General features: G+C 37.0%; 10 protein-coding genes. 1 reads left to right on the top strand and 9 read right to left on the bottom strand.

The window, feature by feature from the left end; translation table 11 throughout:
• Positions 1–55 precede the first annotated feature (55 nt).
• Positions 56–7,078, bottom strand: a complete 7,023-nt coding sequence (locus tag RQM59_RS04335; RefSeq protein ID WP_349240853.1) for a BspA family leucine-rich repeat surface protein — start codon at positions 7,076–7,078, stop codon at positions 56–58.
• Between the two features lie 347 nt (positions 7,079–7,425).
• On the opposite strand from RQM59_RS04335, the gene RQM59_RS04330 reads away from it, so the two are divergent.
• Complete coding sequence (locus RQM59_RS04330; RefSeq protein WP_349240852.1) at positions 7,426–8,472, top strand: nucleoid-associated protein; 1,047 nt, start codon at positions 7,426–7,428, stop codon at positions 8,470–8,472.
• 1 nt (position 8,473) lies between these two features.
• Here RQM59_RS04330 and RQM59_RS04325 read toward each other — a convergent pair whose 3' ends face one another.
• The 8 genes from RQM59_RS04325 to RQM59_RS04290 form a co-directional block, all read right to left on the bottom strand.
• A complete protein-coding gene (locus tag RQM59_RS04325; RefSeq protein WP_349240851.1) occupies positions 8,474–9,124 on the bottom strand; it encodes a response regulator in 651 nt (216 codons plus the stop codon).
• Complete coding sequence (locus RQM59_RS04320) at positions 9,121–11,106, bottom strand: tetratricopeptide repeat-containing sensor histidine kinase (RefSeq protein ID WP_349240850.1); 1,986 nt, start codon at positions 11,104–11,106, stop codon at positions 9,121–9,123. The genes RQM59_RS04325 and RQM59_RS04320 overlap by 4 nt, the downstream gene beginning before the upstream one ends.
• Before the next feature lie 376 nt (positions 11,107–11,482).
• A complete protein-coding gene (locus RQM59_RS04315) occupies positions 11,483–13,402 on the bottom strand; it encodes an OmpA family protein (protein WP_349240849.1) in 1,920 nt (639 codons plus the stop codon).
• A gap of 15 nt (positions 13,403–13,417) precedes the next feature.
• Positions 13,418–14,341, bottom strand: a complete 924-nt coding sequence (locus tag RQM59_RS04310) for a PorP/SprF family type IX secretion system membrane protein (protein ID WP_349240848.1) — start codon at positions 14,339–14,341, stop codon at positions 13,418–13,420.
• 6 nt (positions 14,342–14,347) lie between these two features.
• Complete coding sequence (locus RQM59_RS04305) at positions 14,348–15,583, bottom strand: T9SS type B sorting domain-containing protein (RefSeq protein WP_349240847.1); 1,236 nt, start codon at positions 15,581–15,583, stop codon at positions 14,348–14,350.
• 138 nt (positions 15,584–15,721) lie between these two features.
• Positions 15,722–19,114: a beta strand repeat-containing protein gene (locus tag RQM59_RS04300; RefSeq protein WP_349240846.1), complete on the bottom strand. Its 3,393-nt coding sequence runs from the start codon at positions 19,112–19,114 to the stop codon at positions 15,722–15,724.
• A 29-nt stretch (positions 19,115–19,143) separates the two neighbouring features.
• Complete coding sequence (locus RQM59_RS04295; protein ID WP_349240845.1) at positions 19,144–25,314, bottom strand: phage tail-like protein; 6,171 nt, start codon at positions 25,312–25,314, stop codon at positions 19,144–19,146.
• Positions 25,315–25,560: 246 nt separating this feature from the next.
• The gene (locus RQM59_RS04290; protein ID WP_349240844.1) at positions 25,561–26,400 is read right to left on the bottom strand and encodes a transglutaminase-like domain-containing protein; all 840 of its coding nucleotides are present in this window, start codon (positions 26,398–26,400) and stop codon (positions 25,561–25,563) included.
• Positions 26,401–26,437: the final 37 nt, after the last annotated feature.

The following is a 26,437-nucleotide window of genomic DNA, read 5'->3' as shown; positions in this document are numbered from 1 at the left end:
GTATCATGTACTATACTGGTGTTAAACCAACCCCGTTAAAACTGTATCCCTTTTCCTAAAATTGTTTACCCTTTCCTAATCCTTTGACCAACACATTGATCATGTCGGAAGTTTGTGTTTGACCATTCAAATCGAGATCACGAATTAAATAACCGGGAAGACCTAGGGATGCAAAGCCTAATATTAGGTCAGTTGTATTGATTTGACCATCTCCATTCAAATCTCCACCAAAGGTTGCATGCTTCCCTTCTCCTATATCCTGCATGAAATTAGCTCCTCCTCTTACATTAGCGCCTATTGTTAAATCTACAGTAGAAACCACATTACTTAAGCTAACGACTGCGTCAGTAGCAATTGGAATATGATTTCTATGCTTTACCGATACATAGTAATCATCTTGTCCTGCAGTAATCGTCAATGCAGATGTACCATCCGTGCCTACGATGTTTCCATCTCGTTGCAATAGTCCTGAAATACCATGTAAAACCGTAGTGATGTCATTCTTATCTCGTAATTCCACCCATACCCAATCTACAATGGCCTTATTCCCTGTAACGTTAAAAACAGATACATTAGCTGTAGCAGCATCTGAATACTGTGTAGTAGTAGGTAAATACGTAGACCCTAAGGAAGCACGCATCATATTAGAAGATGATTCGTATGCGCCATGCAAAAAGATCTTGGTATTTAATAAGACCAGACAACTTTTTCCCTGGTTATTATTAACGGTCCAGTTATTCGTAGCGTTGGTAAGAATATTCAGTCCTGCTTCTCCATTACAATAGGAGATTGGAGGAGCCGTAAATGTTATGCTACTTACTACCGGTCTTGAAGACCAGCCTGTTAATAAATTATCGTAATTTGCCTGACTAAAGTTAGTTGTGCCTGCAAACATATTGTTCATGTTAGCTACTGCACTTACATTCCAATTACCAACGTTTTGATCGAAAGCTATCGCTCCTGAGAACATATACTCCATCAATGTGACCTTCGATACATTCCAACTATTCAGAGGTTGATTAAAGGCTGTAGCATTCTGGAACATCCAACCCATATTCGTAACCTTCGAAACGTTCCAACCATCAATAGCTCCATTAAAAGCAGCGGCCCCAACGAACATACTATTCATGGAGGTCACACTAGCGGTATTCCAAGAATTCAAATCCTGATTAAATGCAGTAGCAAATCTGAATGTGTTGACCATACTGGTTACCGACGACGTATTCCAAGTACTGATATTACCATTAAAGCTGGTTGCGTCAATAAATAATCCAGCCATATCTGTCACACTACTTGTATTCCATGAATTCAAATCCTGATTAAAAGAACTCGCGTTTCGGAACATAGAGTTCATGTTTGTTACATTCGACATATTCCAGGAATTCAAATCCCGATTAAATAAACTGGCATCATAGAACATATTGCTCATATCGGTTACTATACTTAGATTGGGCGTACCGGCTACAGAGGTAATATTCATGTTGGAACAACCATAAAAAGCATTTGCCATAGACGTCCAAACAATGTGATCTCCCCATCTATCAATACTGGTTAATTTTGCTGCATCATTGGCATTATTATATTCGATGCGTAAGTGATTGTTGGTGTTAGATGTATTGGGACGAATACGAATGGTATAGTTCCCTGCACTACCAAAGTCAATTGTTTGAGTCGTTGAAACATTTACTAATGAACCGTTATCACTATAATCACCGTCATTATCTATATCTACATCATACCCACCTCCGCTAATAGGTAATTGTATGGTGGTGCCTCCTGCCCCTTGCGTCGTATCGAATCGCAACACTAGATCCGAGCAAGAAGTCACGGCTAAGTCTCCATTAATAGACCATCCGTGCGTACCTGTTAAAATACCTCTGGCGGCTGCTCCTGAACAATAATTTACTTGAGGAGCCAAAAATGAAATTCCCGATTGTACGGATTGAGCAGCCCAGCCAATTAATAATGCATCATAGTTTGCTGTGCTCATACCTGATGTTGCCGCGAACATATTTGTCATATCTGTTACAGCACTAATATTCCAACCACCTATATCCTGATTAAAGACAAATGCATTATGAAACATGTATTGCATATTAGTTACTTTTTCGATATTCCATCTTCCGATATCTTTATTAAAAGCTTGTGCATTTTGAAACATATATCCCATGGTAGTTACATTCGCTGTATTCCAATTACCAATATCCTGATTAAAGGAAGCTGCTCCTGCAAAAACACTGATCATACTTGTCACTATTGAGGTATTCCAACTACCTATATTTTGATTGAAGCTTGATGCATTATGGAACATATAGTCCATGCTTGTAACTCCAGAAACATCCCAACTACTCAATGTACCATTAAATGCTCCTGAATTCTGGAACATATTGCTCATATTGGTGACTGCTGAAACATTCCAAGAATTTAAATTTTGATTAAAAGAAGCTATTCCCGAAAACATAACCGACATATCCGTTACACTAGAAGTATTCCAATTAGAGACAGCTCCGTTAAATGCGGTTGCATTCAAGAACATTTTACTCATTGTAGTCACCTTAGACGTGTTCCAGGAATTCAAATTTTGATTAAAAGCACTCGCCTGTTCAAACATGCCTTCCATAGTGGTTACATTAGAGACATTCCAACCGCTTATGTCTTGATTAAAAGATTGGCTTCTGATAAACATTGCCGACATGTTCGCTACATTAGAGACATTCCAAGCGCTAATATCTGCATTAAAATCTCTAGTGTCTGAGAACATTCCCCTCATGTTCGTTACATTGGATACATCCCATCCATTTAATGATTGGTTAAAATTTCTAGTACTTGCAAACATATTCTCCATGTTTGTTACAGTTGATACATTCCAACTAGTTATGTCATCATTAATACTGAGACAGCCTTCAAACATAGCCCTCATGTTCGTAACCGAGCTTAGGTCAGGAGCTCCTGCTGCTGGTTTAATGATCAATTTATTACATCCAAAAAATGCATCCTCCATTGAGGTCCACTCAATATTATCTCCCCAGCTCTCAATCCAATTTAATTTCCCTGGATCTTTTGCGCCTTTATGCACAAATCTTAGCCTGCCATTCGGATTATTTGTAAAATTCGGTCGAATACGAATCGTTTGTACTCTAGGGGAGCCAAGCAGGTCTATTTCCTGACTACCAGACAAATTTATCATATCAAAAACCCCATCATCATCAGTATCTACATCATAAGCACCGACTGTAAGCGGTATAGTGATCTTAGTACCTGAAGAGTCATGATTTGTATTATAAGTTAATCTCAAATCAATACAAAGGAAACTGCTATCCCCCGTAATGTTCCAGTTTGCATTGGTTAACGTAGTTCTGGCAACCGCTCCTCTGCAATAATCTGTTGGAGGTGCCCTGAATGGAACATTTTGCTGTACCGTTTGTGCGGCCCAGCCAATCAATAAGTCATCATAATTTTTTTTACTAAAACTAGTAGCTCCTATAAACATATCTGTCATATTTGAAACTACCCCAATATTCCAACTTCCCAGACCCTGATCAAATGTAGTAGCTCCTGAGAACATTGAAGACATATTCGTTACGGCAGCTGTATTCCAATTGCTTAGATCTCTATTGAAGGCGGTTGCTCCTGCAAAAACACTGATCATACTTGTCACTATTGAGGTATTCCAATTACTAATGTCTCCATTAAATGCAGTAGCTCCGGAAAACATCTGTTGTATGATCGTTACATTGGCCGTATTCCAGGAATTCAAATCCTGATTAAAGGAGCTAGCATTTTGAAACATATTCTCCATGGTTGTTACACTTTGCACATTCCATGAATTTAAACCTTGATTAAAAGCACTTGCATTTAGAAACATATTATGCATCGTTGTTACGCTGGATGTATTCCAATTGGAAATCGCTCCGTTAAATGCCGTAGCTCCTGAGAACATGTTACTCATACTGGTCACATTCGAAACATTCCAACTACCTATATCCTGATTAAAAGCAGCTGCGCTTAAGAACATACTTCCCATATTGGTTACACTTTGTGTATTCCAGGAATTCAAGGCTTGATTAAATACTCCGGCTCCTGAGAACATACTACTCATATCGGTCACACTGGAAACATTCCAACCACCTATATCCTGATCAAAAGCAGCTGCGCTTAAGAACATACTTCCCATATTGGTTACACTTTGTGTATTCCAGGAATTCAAGGCTTGATTAAACACTCCGGCTCCTGAGAACATACTACTCATATCGGTCACACTGGAAACATTCCAACTACCTATATTCTGATCAAAAGCGGCTGCACTTAAGAACATACTTCCCATATCTGTTACACTTTGTGCATTCCAATTGGAAATAGCCCCGTTAAATACGGTAGCTCCTGAGAACATATGGTTCATTGTTGTTACAGCAGATGTATTCCATGAATTCAAGTCCCGATTAAGTGTGGTAGCACCTCTAAACATATTGCTCATATCATTTACTATGCTTAGATTGGGTGTACCTGCCGCAGCGGAAATATTCATATTGGAACAACCATAAAAGGCATTCGCCATGGATGTCCAAACAATATCATCTCCCCACCGAACGATACTGGTTAATTTTTCTGCATCATTTGCATTGGCATAGGCAATTTGTAATTGACCGCCCGCATTGTTGGTAGGGTTGGGACGTATACCAATGGTCTTTGGTCCTGAACTATCAAACGTAACTGTCGTAGTAGTTGTTAAATTATCTAATGAAATCGGTGTTGTCGCAAAATCAGTATCTCCAAACACTCCATCGTTATTAATATCTACATCATAGGCTCCCCCACTTATCGGCAGTGTGATCGTTCTTCCTGCAGATCCATGATTCGTATTGAAGGTTAAGGTGAATAGACAAGATTCAGTATCTCCATTAATACTCCAACCTGCACTCACTAAAGTGGCTCTTGCAGAAGCTCCACTACAATAGGTGGTAGGAGGTGCCCTGAAAGTAACATTTGGGCTTACCGATTGTGCTGCCCAACCAATCAATAATGCATCATAGATACCTGCACCAAATCCTGTGGCTCCCGTAAACATATTATTCATATCTGTAACAGCACTGATATTCCAATTCCCTACATTCTGATTAAAGGAAGTTGCTCCCGAGAACATATACTCCATTAGTGTCACCTTCGATACATTCCAGTTATTTAGTGATTGGTTGAAAGAAGTAGCCCCCCAGAACATCCAACCCATATTGGTTACTTTAGAAACGTTCCAGCCGTCAATGTTTCCATTAAAATCAGTGGCTCCAACGAACATACTATTCATGGAGGTAACACTGGCTGTATTCCAATTACTAATATCTCCATTAAATGTACCAAGAGATCTAAACAAATTGACCATACTGGTAACCGATGATGTATTCCAATTACTGATGTTCCCATTAAAGCTTGTAGCTTCATAGAACAATCCATCCATATCCGTCACACTACTCGTATTCCACGAATTCAGATCCTGATTAAGAGAACTGGCACCTCGAAACATAAAACTCATATCTGCCACTATGCTCAGATTGGGCGCACCCGCTGAAGCTCCAATGTTCATATTGGAACAACCATAAAAAGCATTCGCCATGGAGGTCCAAACTATTTGATTCCCCCATTTGTCGATACTGGTTAATTTTGCTGCATCATTTGCATTGTTATATTCGATGCGTAACTGATTGCTTGAGTTTGAGACATTCGGTCGAATACGAATCGTATAAATTCCTTCACTACCAAAATCAATCGTTTGAGGCGTTGAAACATTCACTAATGAACCGCCATCGCTAAAATTCCCATCATTATCAGTATCCACGTCATACCCACCGCCGCTAATGGGCAATTGAATAGAAGTCCCTACTGAACCTTCTCTGGTATCGAAGGTTAAGGTAAAACTACATTCTCCTGCATCTCCAGTAATGTTCCAAGAATTAGGAGCATCCGTTAAGGTAGTTCTGGCCAACGCTCCTAAACAGTATTCCACTGGAGGTGCGTAAAATGAAACACTCGGTCTTACATTTTGAGCTGCCCAACCAATCAATAAGTTATCATAGTTTACTGCACTAAAACCAGTAGCTCCCTGAAACATTTGAGTCATATTTGTTACTGCCTCTATATTCCAACTTCCTATATTCTGATCGAAGGAATCATTTCCAAAAAACATATTTACCATGGTGGTTACACTAGCTGTATTCCAACTACCAATATCCTGATTGAATACATCCGCGTTTAAAAACATTTCGGACATATCAGTTACTTTGGAAACGTTCCAACTACCTATATTCTGATTGAATGCATTTGCATCACGAAACATATCTTCCATGTCTGTAACATTTTCTGTATTCCAATTTGAAATAACTCCATTAAAGGCAGTGGCCCCAAAGAACATATTTTCCAGTAGTGTTACACTTGATACATCCCAATTATTGAGGGATTGATTAAAGGAAGTGGCTCCATTAAACATCCAACCCATATTCGTTACATTGGAAACATTCCAACTGCTAATATTACCATTAAAAGCAGAGGCACCCACGAACATACTATTCATAGTGGTAACAGTACTCGTATTCCAGGAACTCAAATCCTGGTTTACTGAAGTAGCAAAACGAAACATATTGACCATACTCGTAACCATACTTAGATTAGGTACACCTGCTGAAGCCCCAATGTTCATATTAGAACAACCACTGAAAGCGCCATTCATAGACGTCCAAACAATAGCGGTTCCCCAGTTATCAATACTCATCAGTTTTACACCGTCATTGCCACCAGCATAGGCCATAGCCAATTGACCACTAGGATTATTGGTAGGATTTGGGCGAATACGGATAGTTTGTGATCTCGGCGATCCTCCCAAATCTATGACCTGTGTATTCTGAAGGTTTGTCAATTCAAAAGTCCCATCATCATCTATATCTACATCATAATGGCCACCATTCATAGGTAAAGTTATGGTAGTTCCTGGTGATCCTTTTGTCGTATCGAAGGTTAAGGTAAAATCCTGTCCCCAAATAGCGCTATTCATCAACAGACAAATAAGCATTAGTTTGTAGTTATTTGTTTTCATTTTTCGGGAGTTTTTAAGTTTTTCTTTTAACATGGCGTAAGAAATGCTTTATAAAACACTCATACACTTGCTTTTATATATAAAATTCCCCTTAACTATATAAAAACATAGTACTAAAACCATCAATGTAATAAGCGTAGTGTTTGTTGTAATAAAGTACCAAAAAAATGTAATAAGTCTCGCTGCCTTTTACATATCATTTACATAGTTCAAAGTGGAAAACGAATTCGTTTTTTATATTAGGCTATTGAATATTGTTGAAAAATACTTTCTATTTGGAAGGCTTATGATTTCTTAACTTTCTATTTTAGCGCCTGATTTAATCATGCCTATTTTATATATCAGCGATGTTAAAAACGACAAATGCATCTATCATAAAAGCCACTTTACAAAGAGTTGGGAATAAATTAAGCCAAGAACTTAGTTACAGTACACAGCAAGAAATCGTCTTTTCTGAAGAAGAAGAAGTTTTATTGAAGTCCTTTTTCTTACGCTCTATAAAGTCAAGTTTAGAACTGCTAAAATTTTCACATCATGTGAGCCTGGATTATAATACCGCATACGATAACAGTAAAAAGTATTTTGATCAGGAGATTTCTTTTATTGAATATTCTAACCATATCCTGAATCATTTATATGAAAAGTCTAATCACCCCCAAATAAAGACCGGGGAATTGTTTGTGATTCATTTTGAAGGGTTTCAATTTAATGATATCTCTACAGATGCTATCGGTATTTTTAAAATTGAAAATAAAATAGATTATTTAAAGTTTCATCATCAGGATAACGATTTAGATTTTACCATTACTAAAGGAGTGAAGCTTCAGAAGATAGATAAAGGGTGTTTGATCATCCCTACAGAAGTTTCCGATGGTTACAGAGTTATTTCTATAGACAATAATAGTTACGACGCTAATTATTGGAAGAAATCCTTCTTAGGGCTGGAAGAAGTATTGAATGATTCGTATCAAACCAAGCATCATCTACATCTATTATCCAGTTTTTCAAACACATTGGTAGAAAATAACGATACGTATGCTCAAAAGGAGTTTATAAGTCAAGGTATCCAATTGTTTAATGATCATGAAAGTATCAGCAAAGATCTCTTAGAAGAAGAGTTGTTATCTCCATTTGATGTAGTGGATTCATATACTCAGTTCAAACATCAGTATAACAAAGAGAATAATCTGGATCTCGAAGAGCATTTTAATGTATCTGGAAATACCTTAAAAAAGGAAAAGAGAAAAATTAAGAACCAAATTAACCTGGATACGAATATTCAGATTAAATTAGATATTGGGGATGGAGATGTGATTAAAGAGCATATTGAAAAAGGGTATGACGACGAACGAAAAATGCACTTTTATAAAGTGTATTACAATGAAGAAACCTAATCTAGGTGATCCCTTCGATTAAGTTTTTGTTTACCAAGGTCCAGTTAGTCAATGCGTTTGTACCTCCATCAATGTCTAGCTTTGAAATAATATTGCTTCGATGCTTTTCTATTGTTCTAATAGATACAGATAATGAGTCTGCTATTTCCGCATTCGACATTTGACTAGCGATCAACTTTAAAATCGTTACCTCTGAAGGGGTTAAGAATTGTATCTTTCTCAGTTCTTCACTAGCATTTTGTAAGGACAGGTTATCAAAAGATGGGCTGAAATATGTTTCACCTTTTAATACACTGCTGATGCATCTTTTAATTTCCAAAAAACTATCTTCCTTTAATAAGTAACCGTTGATTTGTAGTGCCTTTGCCTTTGTTACATAATCTACTTCTTTGTGATAGGATAGCATTATAAACTTAGTATTCATCCCTTTCTCTTTTGCTCTTTTGACCACATCGAAACCTGTAAGTATCGGCATATCTATATCTAATAGTGCCAGATCTGGCTTATATGTAGTGATCAGGCCTAATGCTTGTTTGCCATCTACAGCTTTTCCAACAATATTAAAATCGTTGGCATCTAATTCTTTATACAAACCATCTAATAACAATGGATGGTCATCTGCTATAACAATGGAGATTTCTTTTGGGGTCATGATGCTATACTGTTTGGAATAATCAATTCGACAATAGTTCCTCGAGTGGGTTCAGTATAAATACGAAATTTTGCGCCAATTATTTTAGAACGTTCCATTAAAGTTTTCATTCCCAAATTTTTATTGGTACGCAAAGTCTTTAAAAAATCAAACCCAATACCATTATCTTTTATAATAACCTCTATGGTCTCGATGTTATTAATAATCGCCACAGATGCCGATTTTGCCTTTGAATGTTTAACCATATTATTTAGCGATTCCTGAACAATTCTATATACATGTAACGTATTATTCTTAGGTAATAAACCATCTATATTATCTATTTCTTGTGTAAAAAATATGTCGGTATGCGCATCTATTTCTCGTACCATAGATTCAACTGCCGCTGTAATACCTATTCGTTCTAATGTAACCGGATGCAAGCCTTTCGAAATACTTCTTAGCTCTTCAAGTGTATTTTCTGCCAGAATATCAATATCGTCATTATTATGTTCTTTGGCTTTTTTAGTTAATAACATAAGCTTCTGCCCTACACTATCATGAAGATCTCTTGCCAATCTAGTTCGCTCTTCTTCTTGTCCTTTAATCAGGTTTCTTGAATATGTAGCTTGTAAACTTTGCTTTCCTCTAACAAATTGCTTTGTTCTAAATAGGTAAAAAATTACAAAGATGGCCAAAAGTCCAATACCTCCGAAGAGCATCCATTGTGCTTTAAGTTTGTTCTCAGAGTCAAGTATGGTAATCTCTGATTCCTGATTTGCAATTTTTGCATCTCGCTTCTCGGACTCATACAACGTTTGATAGTATAATAATGCCTGTGCCTTTTGCACACTTGATATAGAATCCTCCATTCTAGCGTATTCTTTGTAATGGGTAAATGCAGCTTCTATCCTTCCCATTTTCTCATACACTTTGTACAGTAAAATTTGGGAAGCCATTATACTTTCTGCATCCCCCGAATTTGCTTTTCTCAATGCATATATTTTTGCCAAACTCAACGCCTTTGACACATTCCCTATACTTAAATTGTAATAGGCATATGCCTTCATATACATAGGAGCAAACAACCCTTTTGTATAACGATCTGGGTCTTTTTGAATCTTTCTTAAAATAAGCTTGGCCTTACCAATATCGTTGTTTTGGGAATATGCTAAAAGCAGCTTTATCAATAATTGTGGTTCGTACTGATCTCTAAGCTCTTCTGATTCATTAGCATAGGTAAGTCCTTCATTTAAATAATTAATTCTGGATTTATATTCTCCCATTTTCCCTGCATCTATCGCCGCATTAAATAGTGCAGATAACAAACCAGGATAGTATAATTTCTTTTTAGAAAGTTCAATAACATTATCCCTTTCTTTCTTAGCTTCTTTATAAAAGCCATTGAGACTATATAGGTTTGCTCTAGAACTTGCCGTATTCAAAAACCGGATCGTATCTCTTGTTTTCTTATATATGTTCTCTACCTCCTCCAATAACTTTAAAGACTCAGAATAGTGCCCCAATTTAGAATAGGCATCTGAAGTATATTTTTTGGTTATTCCAAACAGCAAAGAATCTCCTCCTACCAATGCATAATTCGCAGCTATATTATACATATCAATAGATTTCTCTACTTCATCTGAAAAATAATAACTATCTCCTCCATTTACATAAAATCGTGCTAATACCAGATTATTCTTCACGGGTAATCTTCTATTCTGGAATTCATTGAAAAATAATTTGGCTTCTCCGGGTCTACCTAGTCGATTGCTTAAAGACCAAACAAGTCTAGCTGCCTGTCTCATGGCAAGATTTAATGAATCTAATTGGATGGCATACTCAATAGTTCCCTTTACTATAGAATCATATTTATAGTCTAATTTGTCTCGGGTATACCAACACAAACTATCCATAAACACGAGCTTCTCTCCCTTATCTGCCTTTTCAATCTTGGCTTTCAGGGATGCAACTTTGTTATCTAGAAATGAATTTTGCGCCATTGAAAAAGTAGATATCAACAACACAAAATAAAAAATAATCGCCCTCACTAAATTAATTTTGAATAAAGGTATTTAATAATTATCCATCAAAAGTTAGTAGTAGCACTTATTTTTTAACCTCACATTACATATTTGAAAGCTTCTATACTTAAAAAAGCTCGTCTAAATGAAGGGCTTTTTATGGTTACCATAGACCTTGTTTATTCTAAGTTCAGATCCTATCGCTCGCTCTCCTTTTCAAATAATTTTATGTTTCCCAACCAGAAAAAGAAGAAAAATAGTTTGCATAATTTCAAATAATTCGGAACTTCAAAGAAGTAAGGCAAAAATCCTATCAATCCTAAAAACCCCAAATACTGTAGTTTTTTCATACGTATTATTCAACGATTATAAATTCAGTTCTTCTATTTTGCTGATGCTCTTGTTCACTGCATACTACTCCATCTTTACATGCATTCGTCAACTCTTTTTCACCAAAACCCTTGGCTGTTAGCCTATCTTTAGAAATTCCTTTACTTAAGAGGTATTGCATAGCGGCCAGCGCTCTTCTTTCTGATAATCTTTGATTATAAACTGCCTCGCCTTTACTATCTGTATGCGCTCTTAAATCTAACTTGATCATCGGGTATTGCTTCAACGCAACAAATACCTTTTCTAATTCTACCTTGGCGTCCTCTCGTATATCGGATTTGTCAAAGTCAAAATAGATCACCACATTCAATAATTTAGCGATATCTACGCCTTCTTCAACTTTTTCAATATTCTTTCCGAGTTGAATGTGAACATTTGTGTTCTCATTTTTTTTGCTTATAACAATGCTCTCGGGATTATAATCTTTCTTTTGCGCTAACAACGTATGTATTTTAAATCTATTTACCGAAACGGTAAACCTTCCTATTTCATCTGTTCTTACCTCACTCACTACTTCATTATCTTGATTGTTTACCGTTACGATTGAATTCGTAATTGGTACATTCGTCTGTTTATCAGTAACCAATCCATGTATCTCTTGCTCTAAAATTTCTTTTATAGGCTTGGTCTCAACAAGACTATATATGTCGTCAGACTTCCCTCTATTCGAGCTAAAAAACCCTTTCTTGCTAAGGTTGTCTATGGAAAAAGCATAATCGTCTCTAGGGCTATTAATCGGCTTTCCTACATTTACCAATTGCTTTTCTTTAGTCCCATAGTCCAAATAAAAAACATCATAACCTCCTAATCCAAAATGTCCGTCTGAAGAGAAATACAATTCATAATCACTTGTGATAAAAGGAAAGGACTCTCTACCTTTTGTATTTACTTTATGACCTAAATTCATAGGTTTTCCTAAACTACCATTAGCTAAGATATCCACGTAGTACAAATCAGTTTGACCATAACCTCCAGCCATATTGGACACATAAAAAAGTCGATCTTCTTTTGGGCTCAAAACAGGGTGCGCGTTCGAAAATGTTTCTCCGTTAATGGCAAGATCTTCTATATTCGTCCATCTTCCTTCAATTTTGGTGGCTCTATATATCTTTAGTTGGGCAATGGCGTTTTTATCTTCATTATACTTTTTAGAGTTGTTGGATCTTGTAAAGTACATAGTCTTGCCATCTTTGGTAAGTACTGGCGTTGATTCATGATATTTTGTATTGATGACCCCTTTTAATTCAATAGGTTCTTCATAGCTTTTCGTTTCGATATCATAGGTCGCTGTATAAATGTTTAAAAACGGTTCGTTGGTCCAGGTGTCTATCCTTTTAACACTTTTTCTCTTACTTCGGGTTGATGAGAAGTACAAGACACTATCTCTCATATGCGCCCCAAAGTCTATATTGTCAGAATTTATAGAAAGGCTATCAATCTTGTATCTATTTGAGTTCTCTTCTATGATAGCTAGATAATCTTTTGCGGACGCAAGGTCATCATTTAAAACCTTTGACTCTTTCAAGAATGCATCATACATCTTAGCAGCCTGACGTGACCTGCCAATAGCTTTTAGGGATTGAGAATACCTTAATAATATATCTGAGCTTACATCTCCCCTACTTAAATCATACAATTTCTTATACCATTTAGCAGCTTCTCGGTACCTCGAATTAAAATACAAAGCATTACTAAGCCTTGTGTAGAGCTCTTCTGATTGATATCCTGATTCAGCTACTTTTAAGTAAATATCGGTAGCATTGATGTATTCGTATTCATCATACTTTTTGTTTGCTCTTTCTAATTGCCTAGTTTGACCATAGCTAAAAACCGTCGTGGCCAGAAAAACAACTATGATCGCTACTAATTTATTTGTTGGTTTCATGAGTTATTTTTTAATTTAAAAGAATCTTGGTGACACCTTTCCTTTTACTCTTGATATAAGTTCATATCGCAGGAAAAATTCATGTGACCCTGATTGATATCCTCGTATATCTGTGGTGTCAAAATCGTAAGCATACCCTAACATCATCTTCTCTGATATTTGAAAACCTGCCAGTCCACTTATCGCTGCATCCAGTCTATAGGATGCTCCTAGTGTTATTTTATCTCGTATTAAAAAATTCGCTGAAAGGTCAAAAGATAATGGAGCACCTTTCACCATTTTTATTAGCGCAGCAGGTTTGAATTTTAAATCGGGATTCAGATCAAAAACATATCCCACTATTCCATATAAGTGCATATCTTCTGATGCTTTAGAAACTGAAGAATTGGTATAATGATCCGTTTTTAACAGATTCGGTGTGGAAATTCCAACATACCATGTATCCGTATATAAATACCCTCCTACTCCAATTATAGGAGACGTTTTGTTTACGTTGTTTTGTTGAATGGCTACATCCGTTGGATTGTAAATGAGCAACTTATTAAAATCAACATTTAATGAATACAAACCTCCTTTAACTCCAAATGCAAAATTGGTTCCTTCATCATTTATAGGTAACGTATAAGATATATCAAAGTTGGCATAGGTTTCTGAAGATGGACCTAACTCATCTCTTACCACAGTTATCCCCATTCCTACCCGTTTGCCCATAGGACTATTAATCGATAAAGTTTGTGTTCTAGGGGCTCCTTCAAGTCCTACCCATTGTGCTCTGTGAACACCATTAATACTCAGTACATTTCTACTTCCAGCATATGCAGGATTGATCACTACTGTATTGTACATATATTGCGTAAACTGTGCATCTTGTTGTGCTTGTATTTCAACGCTGGTTACTAACACAACTATGCTTACTATTTTTAATATTCGTAATCTCATGTTGTCTTATTTGTTTCCACTTATATATAAATACCCTGCCTTTTTAATCTGCTGAGAATTGTGTTTATAGGTAAGTATGTAATAATAGGTTCCTGTTGGTAATTGGTCTCCTCGATTTACCGTACCTCTTCCATCTGAATATCCTTCAAATATATTTCCAGAAGCGTTATAATTTTTTGTGTCAAAAACTCTCGTTCCCCATCTGTTAAAAATTTCAACGGTATTATCGCCTACTAAGTTTAGTCCTTCAATACGAAGAAAGTCATTGTCTCCATCGCCGTTAGGAGTAATCAGATTATAGATCACGATTCCTCCAGGTAATATCAAATCTTCTTTTACTCTTGCTAACGCAAATACTCCATATCCAGAAACAGTCGTTACTGTAGTTACCGTCTTATTGGCTTCATCTACGATGCCACCTTCATCTACCCAAAAGCCATTGATTGCATCCCAACGCACAATATGAATGGCTGATGTTGGACCTATTAATAATTCTGGTGATGAGATGGTTTCATCCCAAGTAAGGGTAATCACCACATCCGAGCTACCTTGATTTCTTGTCAGTGTCCAGTATTCGTTTGTATCTATTAGATCAATAACTCCTGCTGTTAAGTCGTGGGAGTAGGTTGGGTGACTATTCTCTTTATAATACTTTGCCGTAAATGAATCATTCTGGTCATCGGGTGTTGAGATCTGAATTTTTCGATAGGAAAGATCATCTCCTGTCGGAAATTCAAAAGGTGTATCTCCCAACTTCTCTACTTCGCCATCTACAAAACTCATATCTGATGTACCAGAATGCACGGCATCTTGTCCAAAAATGAATTCTCCAGAAAATCCATCATTTTGTACAATCCCATTTGTAAAGTTTACAGCATTCATTGCATAGATTCCTCCGCTCAATTGAAAGGGTGTATCCATAGAAAGGTTGTCGAAAGAAAGATCGTAGAATGTACTAATACTAGAGCCTGTGATCTGTTGCAGCATACTTCCTACAAATCGAGTGATTCCACTGTTGTGAGCGACTAAAAAACTCACCTGACCATTGTTCTGATAGTTTTGATAGATCCATAAGTCACCATTGTTGATCAAACTTGCAGTAGCGCTGTTCTCAAAGTCATCTAAAATAGATACTTCCGTATTTGGGGCAATCGTTAATTGCCCCAAATTTGTTGTCTGTGCAATTCCATTTCTAATAGAACCTATGAGTACTAAAATTGCGATATATAGTATTTGTTTCATGTTGTTATCTTTAAAGTAGAAGAGCTGTTCGCCTTTAAGGGCTTACATGTAAGTAAAAGGGCTTACAGCTCTTCCGGAAAATTAACATAGTACTATTAACCCCTACGTATAGTCTACATTAAACTTGTTATATGTTTTTTAGTTCAAATCCTCCCAGGTTGCTCCCGTCCAAACTCGTACTTTCTTCAACACGGAATCGTAATAAATAGTTCCTTCTACTCTTGATGTTCCTGATGGAGCTACAGCTCTTGGCTCTAATTTCATAAAGGCATTAATGTTTGCTATTCCAGCGACATTTAACCCATGTCTTAATGTCAATTCACCTGCTTCCAGTGTCGAACCGTTGAATGTGGAATTTCCATTCTTCAACATTACAAATCCATCACTTCTTGTCCCTGACGTCCCATTACCAATTACAAATATTCGATCCGTAGAAATTGAACTTGTCAGGTTTCCTAACACTTCTGTGTTGTATGATCCTATTGAAATTTGGTTTACAGAACCGGCATGTGTTCCTGTTCCTATTGCAAAAGAATTTGTTCCTAAAGAATTTGATAATGTTCCTAAAGAAAAAGCGCCAATCCCAGATGCTTTCGTTCCTAATCCTAATCCAACGGAAAAGGAACCTACATTTGCAGCATCAAACTCATCCCCAAAAAGTGTCTGTCCAGCTCTAAATGCTCCTTTACTTTTATCAAAGAAAAATCGGGAATCATCTCCACTACCTCCAATATCATCGAGAGAAGAAGAACCGAATACAAAGTCTTCGGTAGAAAGTGTTGCGCTTAGACCATTACTTACTACTGTGCCTGTTTTAGTAAATACAAGCGTACCTCCCTCTTTTAATTCTCCCGTAGTTGCATCTGCCGTAACAATAACATCTGTAGATGCATCCGTTCCTGTTAAATTAGAAATTCGAACCTTTCCGTTTACCTCTAGTCTTTCATTAGGAGTTGTAGTTCCAATACCAATATTCCCTGCACTGACTGATGTTCCTGTTACTTCATTGACTCCGGTACCGAAAATAACCCCTGCAATATTCATTTGATTACTTCCTGTAGCTAAAGGAGCATCAATGCTACTACCTATTACCAAGTTTAAGATACCGGTGGTATTAGAAGCTCCTGCTCTATTTCCAACAAATGTATTGAAGGTTCCTGTCGTATTACTTATTCCACTTCTCCTTCCTAAAAATGAATTGAAATTACCTGAAGTGTTAGCAATTCCTGATTCGTATCCTAAAAATACATTGGCTCTTGCTGAAACTCCGTTAGATCCCGCACGATCACCCACATAAGTGTTTTGATCACCCGTAGTGTTAACCAAACCTGTTTGGTATCCTAAAAATGTATTACCAGTTCCAGTGGTTATATTTCCTGCCTGATATCCAATAAATGTGCTGTTTCCTACTGTTGCATTGGTACCCGCCTGAGTACCGATAAAGACATTATTAGATTCTGTGGTATTTGATGCCCCAGCACTAGATCCGAAAAATACATTACTACCTCCTGTAGTTGAAGCAATCCCCGCATCATTTCCAAAGAAAGAATTAATAATTCCGGTAGTATTCGCTCTTCCAGATCGTCCCCCAATAAAAGTATTTCCTGTACCGGTGGTATTTGCAGCTCCGGTGGATTCTCCCACAAAAACATTTAATGCTCCGGATACGTTAACCGCCCCAGAATTATTTCCAATAAATGTATTCCTTGCACCCGTAGTATTTGCTGCCCCTGAAACGCTTCCAATAAAGGTATTTCTATCTCCTGCGGTGTTTGCCAACCCAGATTGATACCCTAAAAATGTATTACTAGTTCCAGTAGTTACATTTCCTGCCTGATATCCAACGAAAGTACTGTTTTCCGATGTTGCCAATTGACCAGCACCCGATCCTAAATACACATTATTACTTTGCGTAGTAGATGTAAGCCCAGCTGATTCTCCAATATATAAATTGCCGGCTCCAGTAGAGTTTATACGACCAGCTGCATTTCCTATAAAGGTGTTAGAAGAACCCGTCGTGTTAAAATTTCCTGCTTGAAATCCAAGTGTTGTATTCCCAGTTCCGGTAGTGTTATTATTTAATGCTTTAAATCCTACTGCAGTATTGTTATCTCCTGTAGTATTAGCACTACCAGATGTGAAACCTACAAACGTATTCTTTACTCCAGAAGTATTTACTAGTCCCGATTGATATCCTACAAAGGTATTTTGAGCTCCAGTGGTCACATTTCCTGATTGATATCCAATAAATGTGCTATTTTCTACTGTAGCAAACCTTCCCGCCTGGGCTCCTAAGTATACGTTGTTCGATTGGGTTGTATTGGAAGCCCCAGTATTCGAACCTAGGAAGAAATTATTACCTCCTGTGGTATTTGCTAGTCCTGAAGCGTTTCCTATAGCAATATTACCTCCTCCAGTAGTATTCTGTTGTAGCGCATTCAATCCTATGGCAGTATTCACAGTACCGATGGTATTATCACGTAGTGCCTGTGCACCTATTGCTGTATTTCCAAAACCGGTAGTATTTGAACTTCCTGCAGTTCTTCCTAAAAATATATTAAGCCCTCCTGTAGTATTTGCAATACCCGAATTATGCCCAAAAAATGTATTCCCAAAACCAGAAGTATTCACCAAACCTGATTGATACCCAATAAAGGTGTTTTCTATACCTGTGGTTACATTTCCTGATTGATATCCAATAAATGTACTGCCATCGACAGTGGCATTTTTTCCAGCTTCATGCCCTATAAATACATTGTTGGATTGCGTCGTATTTAACTCTCCAGAATTAGCGCCTAAAAAAACATTGCTTCCTCCTGTAGTATTTGCTAATCCAGCATTAACACCAAAGCTTAAATTTGCTATTCCTGTAGTATTACTTCGCAAAGCATTCAAACCTATGCCTGTGTTTGCGCTTCCAGTTGTATTATCTCTCATAGCCTGTGCACCTACTCCAATGTTTCCTGCTCCTGTAGTATTTAATGTTCCCGTATCATTTCCTATAAAAACATTGATGCTCCCTGTGGTATTATCCCTTCCCGAATCACTACCCAGAAAAACATTTCCATTTCCTGATGTATTGGATGATCCCGAAACGTCTCCAATAAAAATATTGTCAGTTCCTGTACCGGCCGAAGTTCCATTACCTCCAACACCTCCATCAGAGCTCACGTGATTTCGAGTTCCAACCAATTTAACATCAACTCCGGTTATATCACTGATTTTTAACCAGCGTGTTCCGTTGTTATAGTAGAAGCCGGGTGTTACACCAACAACGGGGCCCGCTGACACCACTGTAGCTGTATTATAAATTAGCATTCCAGCTACATGTGCACTTAGAGGTGCAGAAGCTACTGCATCTGTTAACGCAACGCGTGGAATTAATACTCCTTTATTGGTGCTGGTGATATCTAATGCTGCTGATGCATTAGGGTTATTGGTTCCTATTCCTTTTTGAGCTTGAATATTTACCTGTATGAATAGAGCAAATACGATACTATATATTGCTCTGATAATTGAATAATTTTTCATGTTACTTTTTAAATTAATTGAACCATATGTTAGTTAATGATAAACCAATTGGTTCCATCACTTTGCAATACATATGTTTGATATGGGTTTGTTGTAGATTGTGTTGCTAAACCATCAATGGTATTTCCTCCTCCTGAAATAGTTACTGCATTTACAGTACCATCTACCTTCTTTACCACATATTTTCTTCCTGCCACAGGTGTTGGAAGTGTAATGGTTACAGCTCCTGATGATGCATCGACTAATACGGTTGCATCTGTTGTTGTGATTGAATAATTAGCACTTTCTGTACGAATAGCAGACGTGCTAGAAATAGCAGTCTGACTAATAGATTTTAATTCTCCGGTTGTCGCATCTGCCGTTACAATAAGGTCTGATGATACATCGGTTCCTGTTAAATTGGAAACCCTAACTTTTCCGTTTACTTCTAATTTCTCATTAGGTGTTTTTGTTCCTATTCCTACATTTCCGGTACTAATAGCTGCTCCTGTAACCTCATTAACTCCCGTTCCAAAAATGATAGACCCTATATTCAATTCATTACTCCCATTGGATTGCGTAAGGTCACTTCCTATTAAAATATTATTAGAACCTGTAGTTGTCCCTCCTATATTATATCCCATCATCGTATTCCCAGATCCAGTATTTAAATCAAATCCAGTTGCATTACCTAACAATGTATTTTGAGACCCCGTAGTATTTGCCGTTCCATTTACTCCTATAAAAGTGTTTTGAGAACCTGTAGTATTTAACCTTCCTGCTGAATAACCTAAGAAAGTATTTACTTGTCCTGTAGTATTATTTTGACCTGATTCTACACCCAAAAACGTTGATTTTATAACCCCTGCACTATTTTCTCCTGAGTTAGCTCCTATGAAAACATTTTGTCTGCCATTATTTAAATTTCCTGCATTATATCCTACATAAGTATTATTACTTTCTGAAGTATTTGACATTCCAGCGCCATTACCTAAAAACACATTGTTTCCACCTGAAACATTTACCAAACCTGATTGGTACCCTAAAAATGTATTGTTCGCACCAGTCGTAACTCTACCTGATTCATAACCAACAAACACACTATTCTCTGCTCGAGAATTGTACCCAGATTGATATCCTAGAAATACATTGTTACTTCCATTCAACCCATTTCTTCCTGATTCAAATCCTAAAAATGTATTATTTACTGCGCCCGCTGTAACAATGACTCCAGATTCATATCCAACATAGGTATTATTATTTCCTGTATTTCCGCTTCCTCTTCCTGCACCACCTCCTAAGAAAACATTAAATGACCCAGTAGATTCAATACCTGAAATATGTCCGATCATTGTATTTGAGCTACCTAGATTTCTTTCTCCAGCCGTATATCCTAGGTATGTATTAGAGGTTCCTGTAACCACTCTATGTCCTGATCTTGATCCTAAAAAAGTATTTTGAGCACCAGTTGTTAACTGAACACCTGACTCATACCCTATTAAAGTATTGTCATTTGCTATACTTCTTTGTCCAGCAGAACTTCCTAAAAACGAATTGTTATTTCCTACTAAATTTCCTCCCCCTGAAGCTCTTCCAACGAATGTATTTCCCGCTCCAGTTGTGTTACTAAATCCTGCAGTGGCACCTATAAAACTATTGTTTATTCCTGTACTAGTTGCTGCTCCTGTTGAGGATCCTATAAATGTATTCCTTGTTCCGGTTGTATTTAAATTTCCCGCATTATATCCAAAAAAGGAGTTATCATCAGCTGTGCTATTTCTTCCTGCCTGATATCCTACAAAAGCGTTTCTGGTATTCGATATATTTGTTGCTCCAGCTCTTGTACCCACAAATACGTTCTGTTGTCCTGTAGTATTATCTTCCCCTGAAGAATCTCCTATAAATACATTGCTCCCACCTGTGGTATTTCTTCTACCAGAGAAAAAGCCTAAAAAGGTATTACTTCCTCCAGTCAAATTTTGCGCTCCTCCTTGATAACCTATAAAAGTATTATTGCTTCCAGTTGTATTGTTCAACCCCGATTGGAATCCATTAAAGACATTATTACTTCCGGTTGTATTATCCTCTCCTGTACTAATTCCTAGAAATACATTACCTGAACCTGTCGTATTAACAAAACCTGATTGAAACCCAATAAAAACATTTCCATTTACGGTTGTTGTGGCTCCTGCAGATCTACCAATAAAAACACTATTATGTGTTTGAGCTGTTCTACCAGCAGAAACTCCCATGAACACGTTATTACCTCCTGAAGTAGTGCTTAATCCAGTACTATGCCCAACAAAAACATTCGAGCCTCCAGAATTAAGGGTACCCGACTGATATCCTAAAAATGTATTATTTCCTCCCGTAGAACCTGAACCTGATTCATATCCTAAAAATACACTGTTAAAGACAGTATTTCCTGAGGCACCAGCGGAATACCCCAACATTACATTATTACTTCCTGTTGTATTTCCTGAGCCTGAAAGAGTCCCTAAAAAAGCATTATTTCTTCCAGATATATTGCCTCTTCCAGATTCACGTCCAATAAATGTATTATCTGACCCAGTAGTATTTGTTTGACCTGTTCGGTAACCTAAAAATGTATTATTACCACCAGTGGTTACCCTTCCTGAATTAAACCCGACGAAAACGCTATTACTTGAATCATGTAATGCTCCTGAGCCACTACCTATCATCACATTTAAAGATCTATTTGTAGCTACATTTCCTCCTGCACTATGTCCTAAGTATACATTATCATTTCCAGATATATTGGCGGAACCCGCTAAATACCCAGAATACACACTTCTTCTTCCAGTTATATTATTTTGACCAGAAAAATTTCCCAGAAAAATATTTTGCTCTCCTGTAGTATTTCTTATACCTGCGGAAGAACCAAAGAATGAATTGTTAGATCCAGTAGTATTGAATGCTCCTGCCGATTTCCCAAAGAAACTATTGCCAGAAGATGTATTATCTCTACCCGTTGCAGCTCCAAAGAAAGTATTGTCATTACCTGTAGTATTTGCTGTTCCAGTTCCGTTTCCGAAATAGGTATTTGACGCTCCAGTTGTATTTCCTGCGCCTGAATTAAATCCAAAGAAACTATTTCCATTGGAAGTATTATTAGCTCCAGAGTTATATCCCACAAAAGTGTTGAAATTTCCCGAAGAAAACCTACCTGCATTTGTTCCAATATAAATGGCATTTGCATTATTAATAGCGGAAGTTCCCGAATTTGCTCCAAGGAAAATATTACCCGACCCACTTCCTAAACTGGACCCTGTATTTGCTCCTATTAAAATATTATTGATCCCAGAACCTGGGTTCGTTCCATTACTTCCAATTCCTGCATCAATAGTGATATGGTTTCCCGTTCCAAGCAGTCTCAAATCCGCTAATGCAGATAGGTCAAGTGACGTGGTTATCCCTACCTCATTGATATATTCTAGTGTTTTTCCGTCGGCATTAACTCCTAATGTTGTTATCGTTTCATTAATATCTGTAGTTGTTCCATTCTCGTTCGTATAATCCAATATTTTATGCCCTGTTACTGTATTTGCAACATTAGTAACTGTTTCATTAATTGAGGTAATTGTGCCATTTTCACTGGTATAATCTGCGATTTTGTTTCCTGCTATAGTATTGGTTATGGTTGTGTTTGTTTGTAAACTAGACAACGGAACACTTACCGTATTTCCTCGTTCCAGTGTGAGCACTAAATTCCCTCCTGAGATTGCAAAATTTGTAACTGTTTGGTTGTCCGTATTTACACCTGCTGTTATACTGGCTAGGGGAACTGTTCTAGTTGCCCCTCCATCGATAATCTCCAAATTGTTCCCATTAATCCTAAAGTCTGTAATCCACTCATTTCCGATAACACTATCCGAATCATTTATGTTCAAATTATCCACATAAAACTTTGTAGCCGCATCTGAATTATTTACCGGTGCTGTTAAATTGGTTACCGTATTGGATCCCATATTTAAATTACCAGTCATGGTATCTCCTGTAATATTTACATATCTTGAATCGTATATGGTAGCATTGAAAGGATCTATTTCTACCCAACTTGTAGTATCTGCATCGTAGATATAGGTTCTACCCACCTGACTTGCATCTGCCGCTGCACTATTCACAATATAGATATCACCTTCGTTGGGTACTCCGCCTATTTCATTGGCATTGATATCTGCAACCACAGTGGTAGATCCGGTATATACCTGACCAATAGAAATGTTTACATTTCCATTGGCATCCGGTTGCGTATTATTTACTGAGGCAACCCTCCTTTGATAGACCCATTGTGTTCCGTCCCAGAAAATTCCAGTATTGGAAGAAGTTCCATCAGCCAACATTGGTAACGTTATTTTTTTGGTTAAATCTACACCTGTTCCATTGGTAATATTTAAGTTATTACCTGTGAGACTCAAGTTCTGATTATCGGTATTAACTCCGGTAGTTATATTTGATAAGAGCGTACTTACCGTATTTCCATCAGAGTCTGTAATGACTAAATCTGAACCTACTACGGCAATACTGGCATTGGTTGTATTGGTATCTACTCCTGCAGCTATGGTAGCTAAAGGCACATTTACTGAATTTCCATCAGAATCTGTTAACACCAAATCTGTACCTACAATTGTAAAATTTACATTTGTTGTATTTGTATCTACTCCGGCCGCAATGCTTGCTAAAGAAACAGTTCTAGTAGCTCCACCATCGGTAATTTCTAGATTTGTACCGTTGATCCTAAAGTCTGTAATCCACTCGTTACCTATAACACTATCTGCGTCATTTACATTCAAATTATCTACATACCCTTTTGTAGCAGCGTCAGAATTATTGATTGGTGTACCTAACCCTGTTACCGTGTTGCCACCCATATTCAAATTACCCGTCATGGTATCTCCGTTTATTCGGACATATCTCGGGTCGTAAATCGAAGCATTGAAAGGATCTATTTCTACCCAACTTGTCGTATCTGCGTCATAGATGTAGGTTTTTCCCACTTGTGTTATGTCTAATGCTGCATTGTTCACAATATAAATGTCTCCTTCATTGGGAATTCCTCCTATCTCGTTAGCATTTATATTTGCTACCACAGTAGTTGGCCCTGTATATACCTGACCTATTGATATACTAACATTTCCATTAGCATCTGGCTGTGTATTATTGACAGAAGTCACTCTTTTTTGATATACCCATTGCGTCCCATCCCAAAAAATCCCTGTATTAGAAGAAGTACCATCAGCGAGCATTGGCAATGTGATTTTTTTGGTCAGATCGACACCAGTACCGTTGGTAATATTTAAATTATTACCTGTTAGACTTAAATCTTGATTATCTGTATTTACACCCGCTGCGATGCTTGCTAGAGAAACATTTACCGAGTTTCCGTCAGAGTCGGTCATTACTAGATCTGAACCTACTATGGTAAAACTAGTATTCGTTGTATTAGTATCTACTCCTAATGCTATATTTGACAAGGGTACACTTACCGTATTTCCATCAGAGTCTGTAAGTACTAGATTAGACCCAACTACAGCGAAACTTACATTTGTTGTGTTGGTGTCTACCATTGCTGCAATGCTTGCTAACGATACAGTTTGTGTATTCCCGTCTTCCAGCGAAATACTTAAATCAGTACCTGTAACTCCAAAATTGGTAATAATCTGATCATCAGTATTTACTTCACCTGCAATCGTTGATAGTAGAACGCTTACCGAACTTCCATCAGAATCCATAAGTGTCAAATTAGGTCCCACCACCGATAAACTCACATTGGTCGTATTCGTATCTGTCGTTAATAAAGGTGATAAATCGATTGTATTAATGTTTCCATCTTCTGCTCTATACAATAAGTTTTGCCCAGGAATATCAATAGACAACGTAGTCAATGTTTCAAAACTAGATATGTTTGAATCGTTTATAATTCTGTCCCATCTAGCTCCATTCCAATAATAGTAACCTGGTGTAATATCTATACCAACTGTTGCGGTATTATATACTAACATACTGATTACATTACCACTAGAAATTGTAGTTATATCCGCGGAACCTGTTAATGCCAATCTAGGAATTAGTACTCCTTTGCTTAAAGAAGTTACATCTAACTGAGCAGATGTATTTGGGGTTGTGGTACCTATACCTACTTGCGCATTCGCATATATTGATAATAGTAATAACCCTAAAAATAACAATTTAGCCCTCATAAATTTTGTTTTTAGTTATACTTATTTTGAGGGAATACTTCTAGAATTGCAATGAATTATTCTTAAAATGTAAAAAGTCGTACCAACACTTTAGGTGTAGATTGTGTTTAATACCGATAAACGTGTAATTGTAGAATTCCCCCTTCTAATAACAAAGTACTTTAAGAAAGGGCTTGCTATTATTTTTATCTTTTGAAAGCGTTATTTTTGCTTTTAAAACAACTACTATCACTTCTAAGTGTTTTGCTATTTTTCAGAATTCTTAATAGGTGTTTTGTAAAAATCGCGCACGTTATAGGTGTATATTAAGTAGTCTAAAGGAGTATATACTTGAAATTTCTTTGGCTTTTTTGCATCGACAGGCACTAGCATAACCCTGCTCTTTCCATTACACTTTTCGCGTTTCTGTGATGCATCAAAAGGTGCATCAAAGTAGTATAAATAAGGCATTACCCATTTAATAAGTTTTCTTGCCTTGCGTTTTGAGATCACCCCTTGTTTGTTTCTTAATTCAATATTTTCGCTGTTCATTTGAATTGCCTTTCGATATTCAACGGCATTTAAAGGAATGTCATTTAAAAAAGGGATATAGTTCATTTGAGCATCCATAAATATCCACTTATTTAAAGCTGGCATATACGTTTCAGAAACAATATGACCCGCACCATATTTGTTTGTTTCAACATCCTTCTTTTTAATTCCAATAACTCTGGATGGTAGCCCAATTGCATTACATACAGCAGATAATACGATGCTATATTCAACACATCTATAACGTTCGCCCTTATCTGCCTGTTCTAGAATATATAATGGGTCATATTTCTCAGGAACGTTATTTCCATCATGCTTCCATCGGGAATGCGTCCAAGCCAATATCGAAATTGCCTTATCTATCTCTTTTTTGTCATTCTTAACTATGGATTCAAGATCATACCTTTGCTTCAACTTGGTAAGCTCCAATGATTCTTTTGCTGGAAATGTAAATTCACATATAGTGGAATCAATCGATACTTCATCAAATTTAAGATTGATCTTTTGTGCATATAAACTAATCCCATTTGCGCTCCCCCATAACGCAAATGACATAATAATTATCCTTATCCTTTTCACAAAATACTTTCCC

The organism is Asprobacillus argus, from assembly GCF_032248395.1.
GTDB classification, from domain to species: domain Bacteria; phylum Bacteroidota; class Bacteroidia; order Flavobacteriales; family Flavobacteriaceae; genus Polaribacter; species Polaribacter argus.
This window is presented reverse-complemented; position numbering and strand designations above follow the sequence as displayed.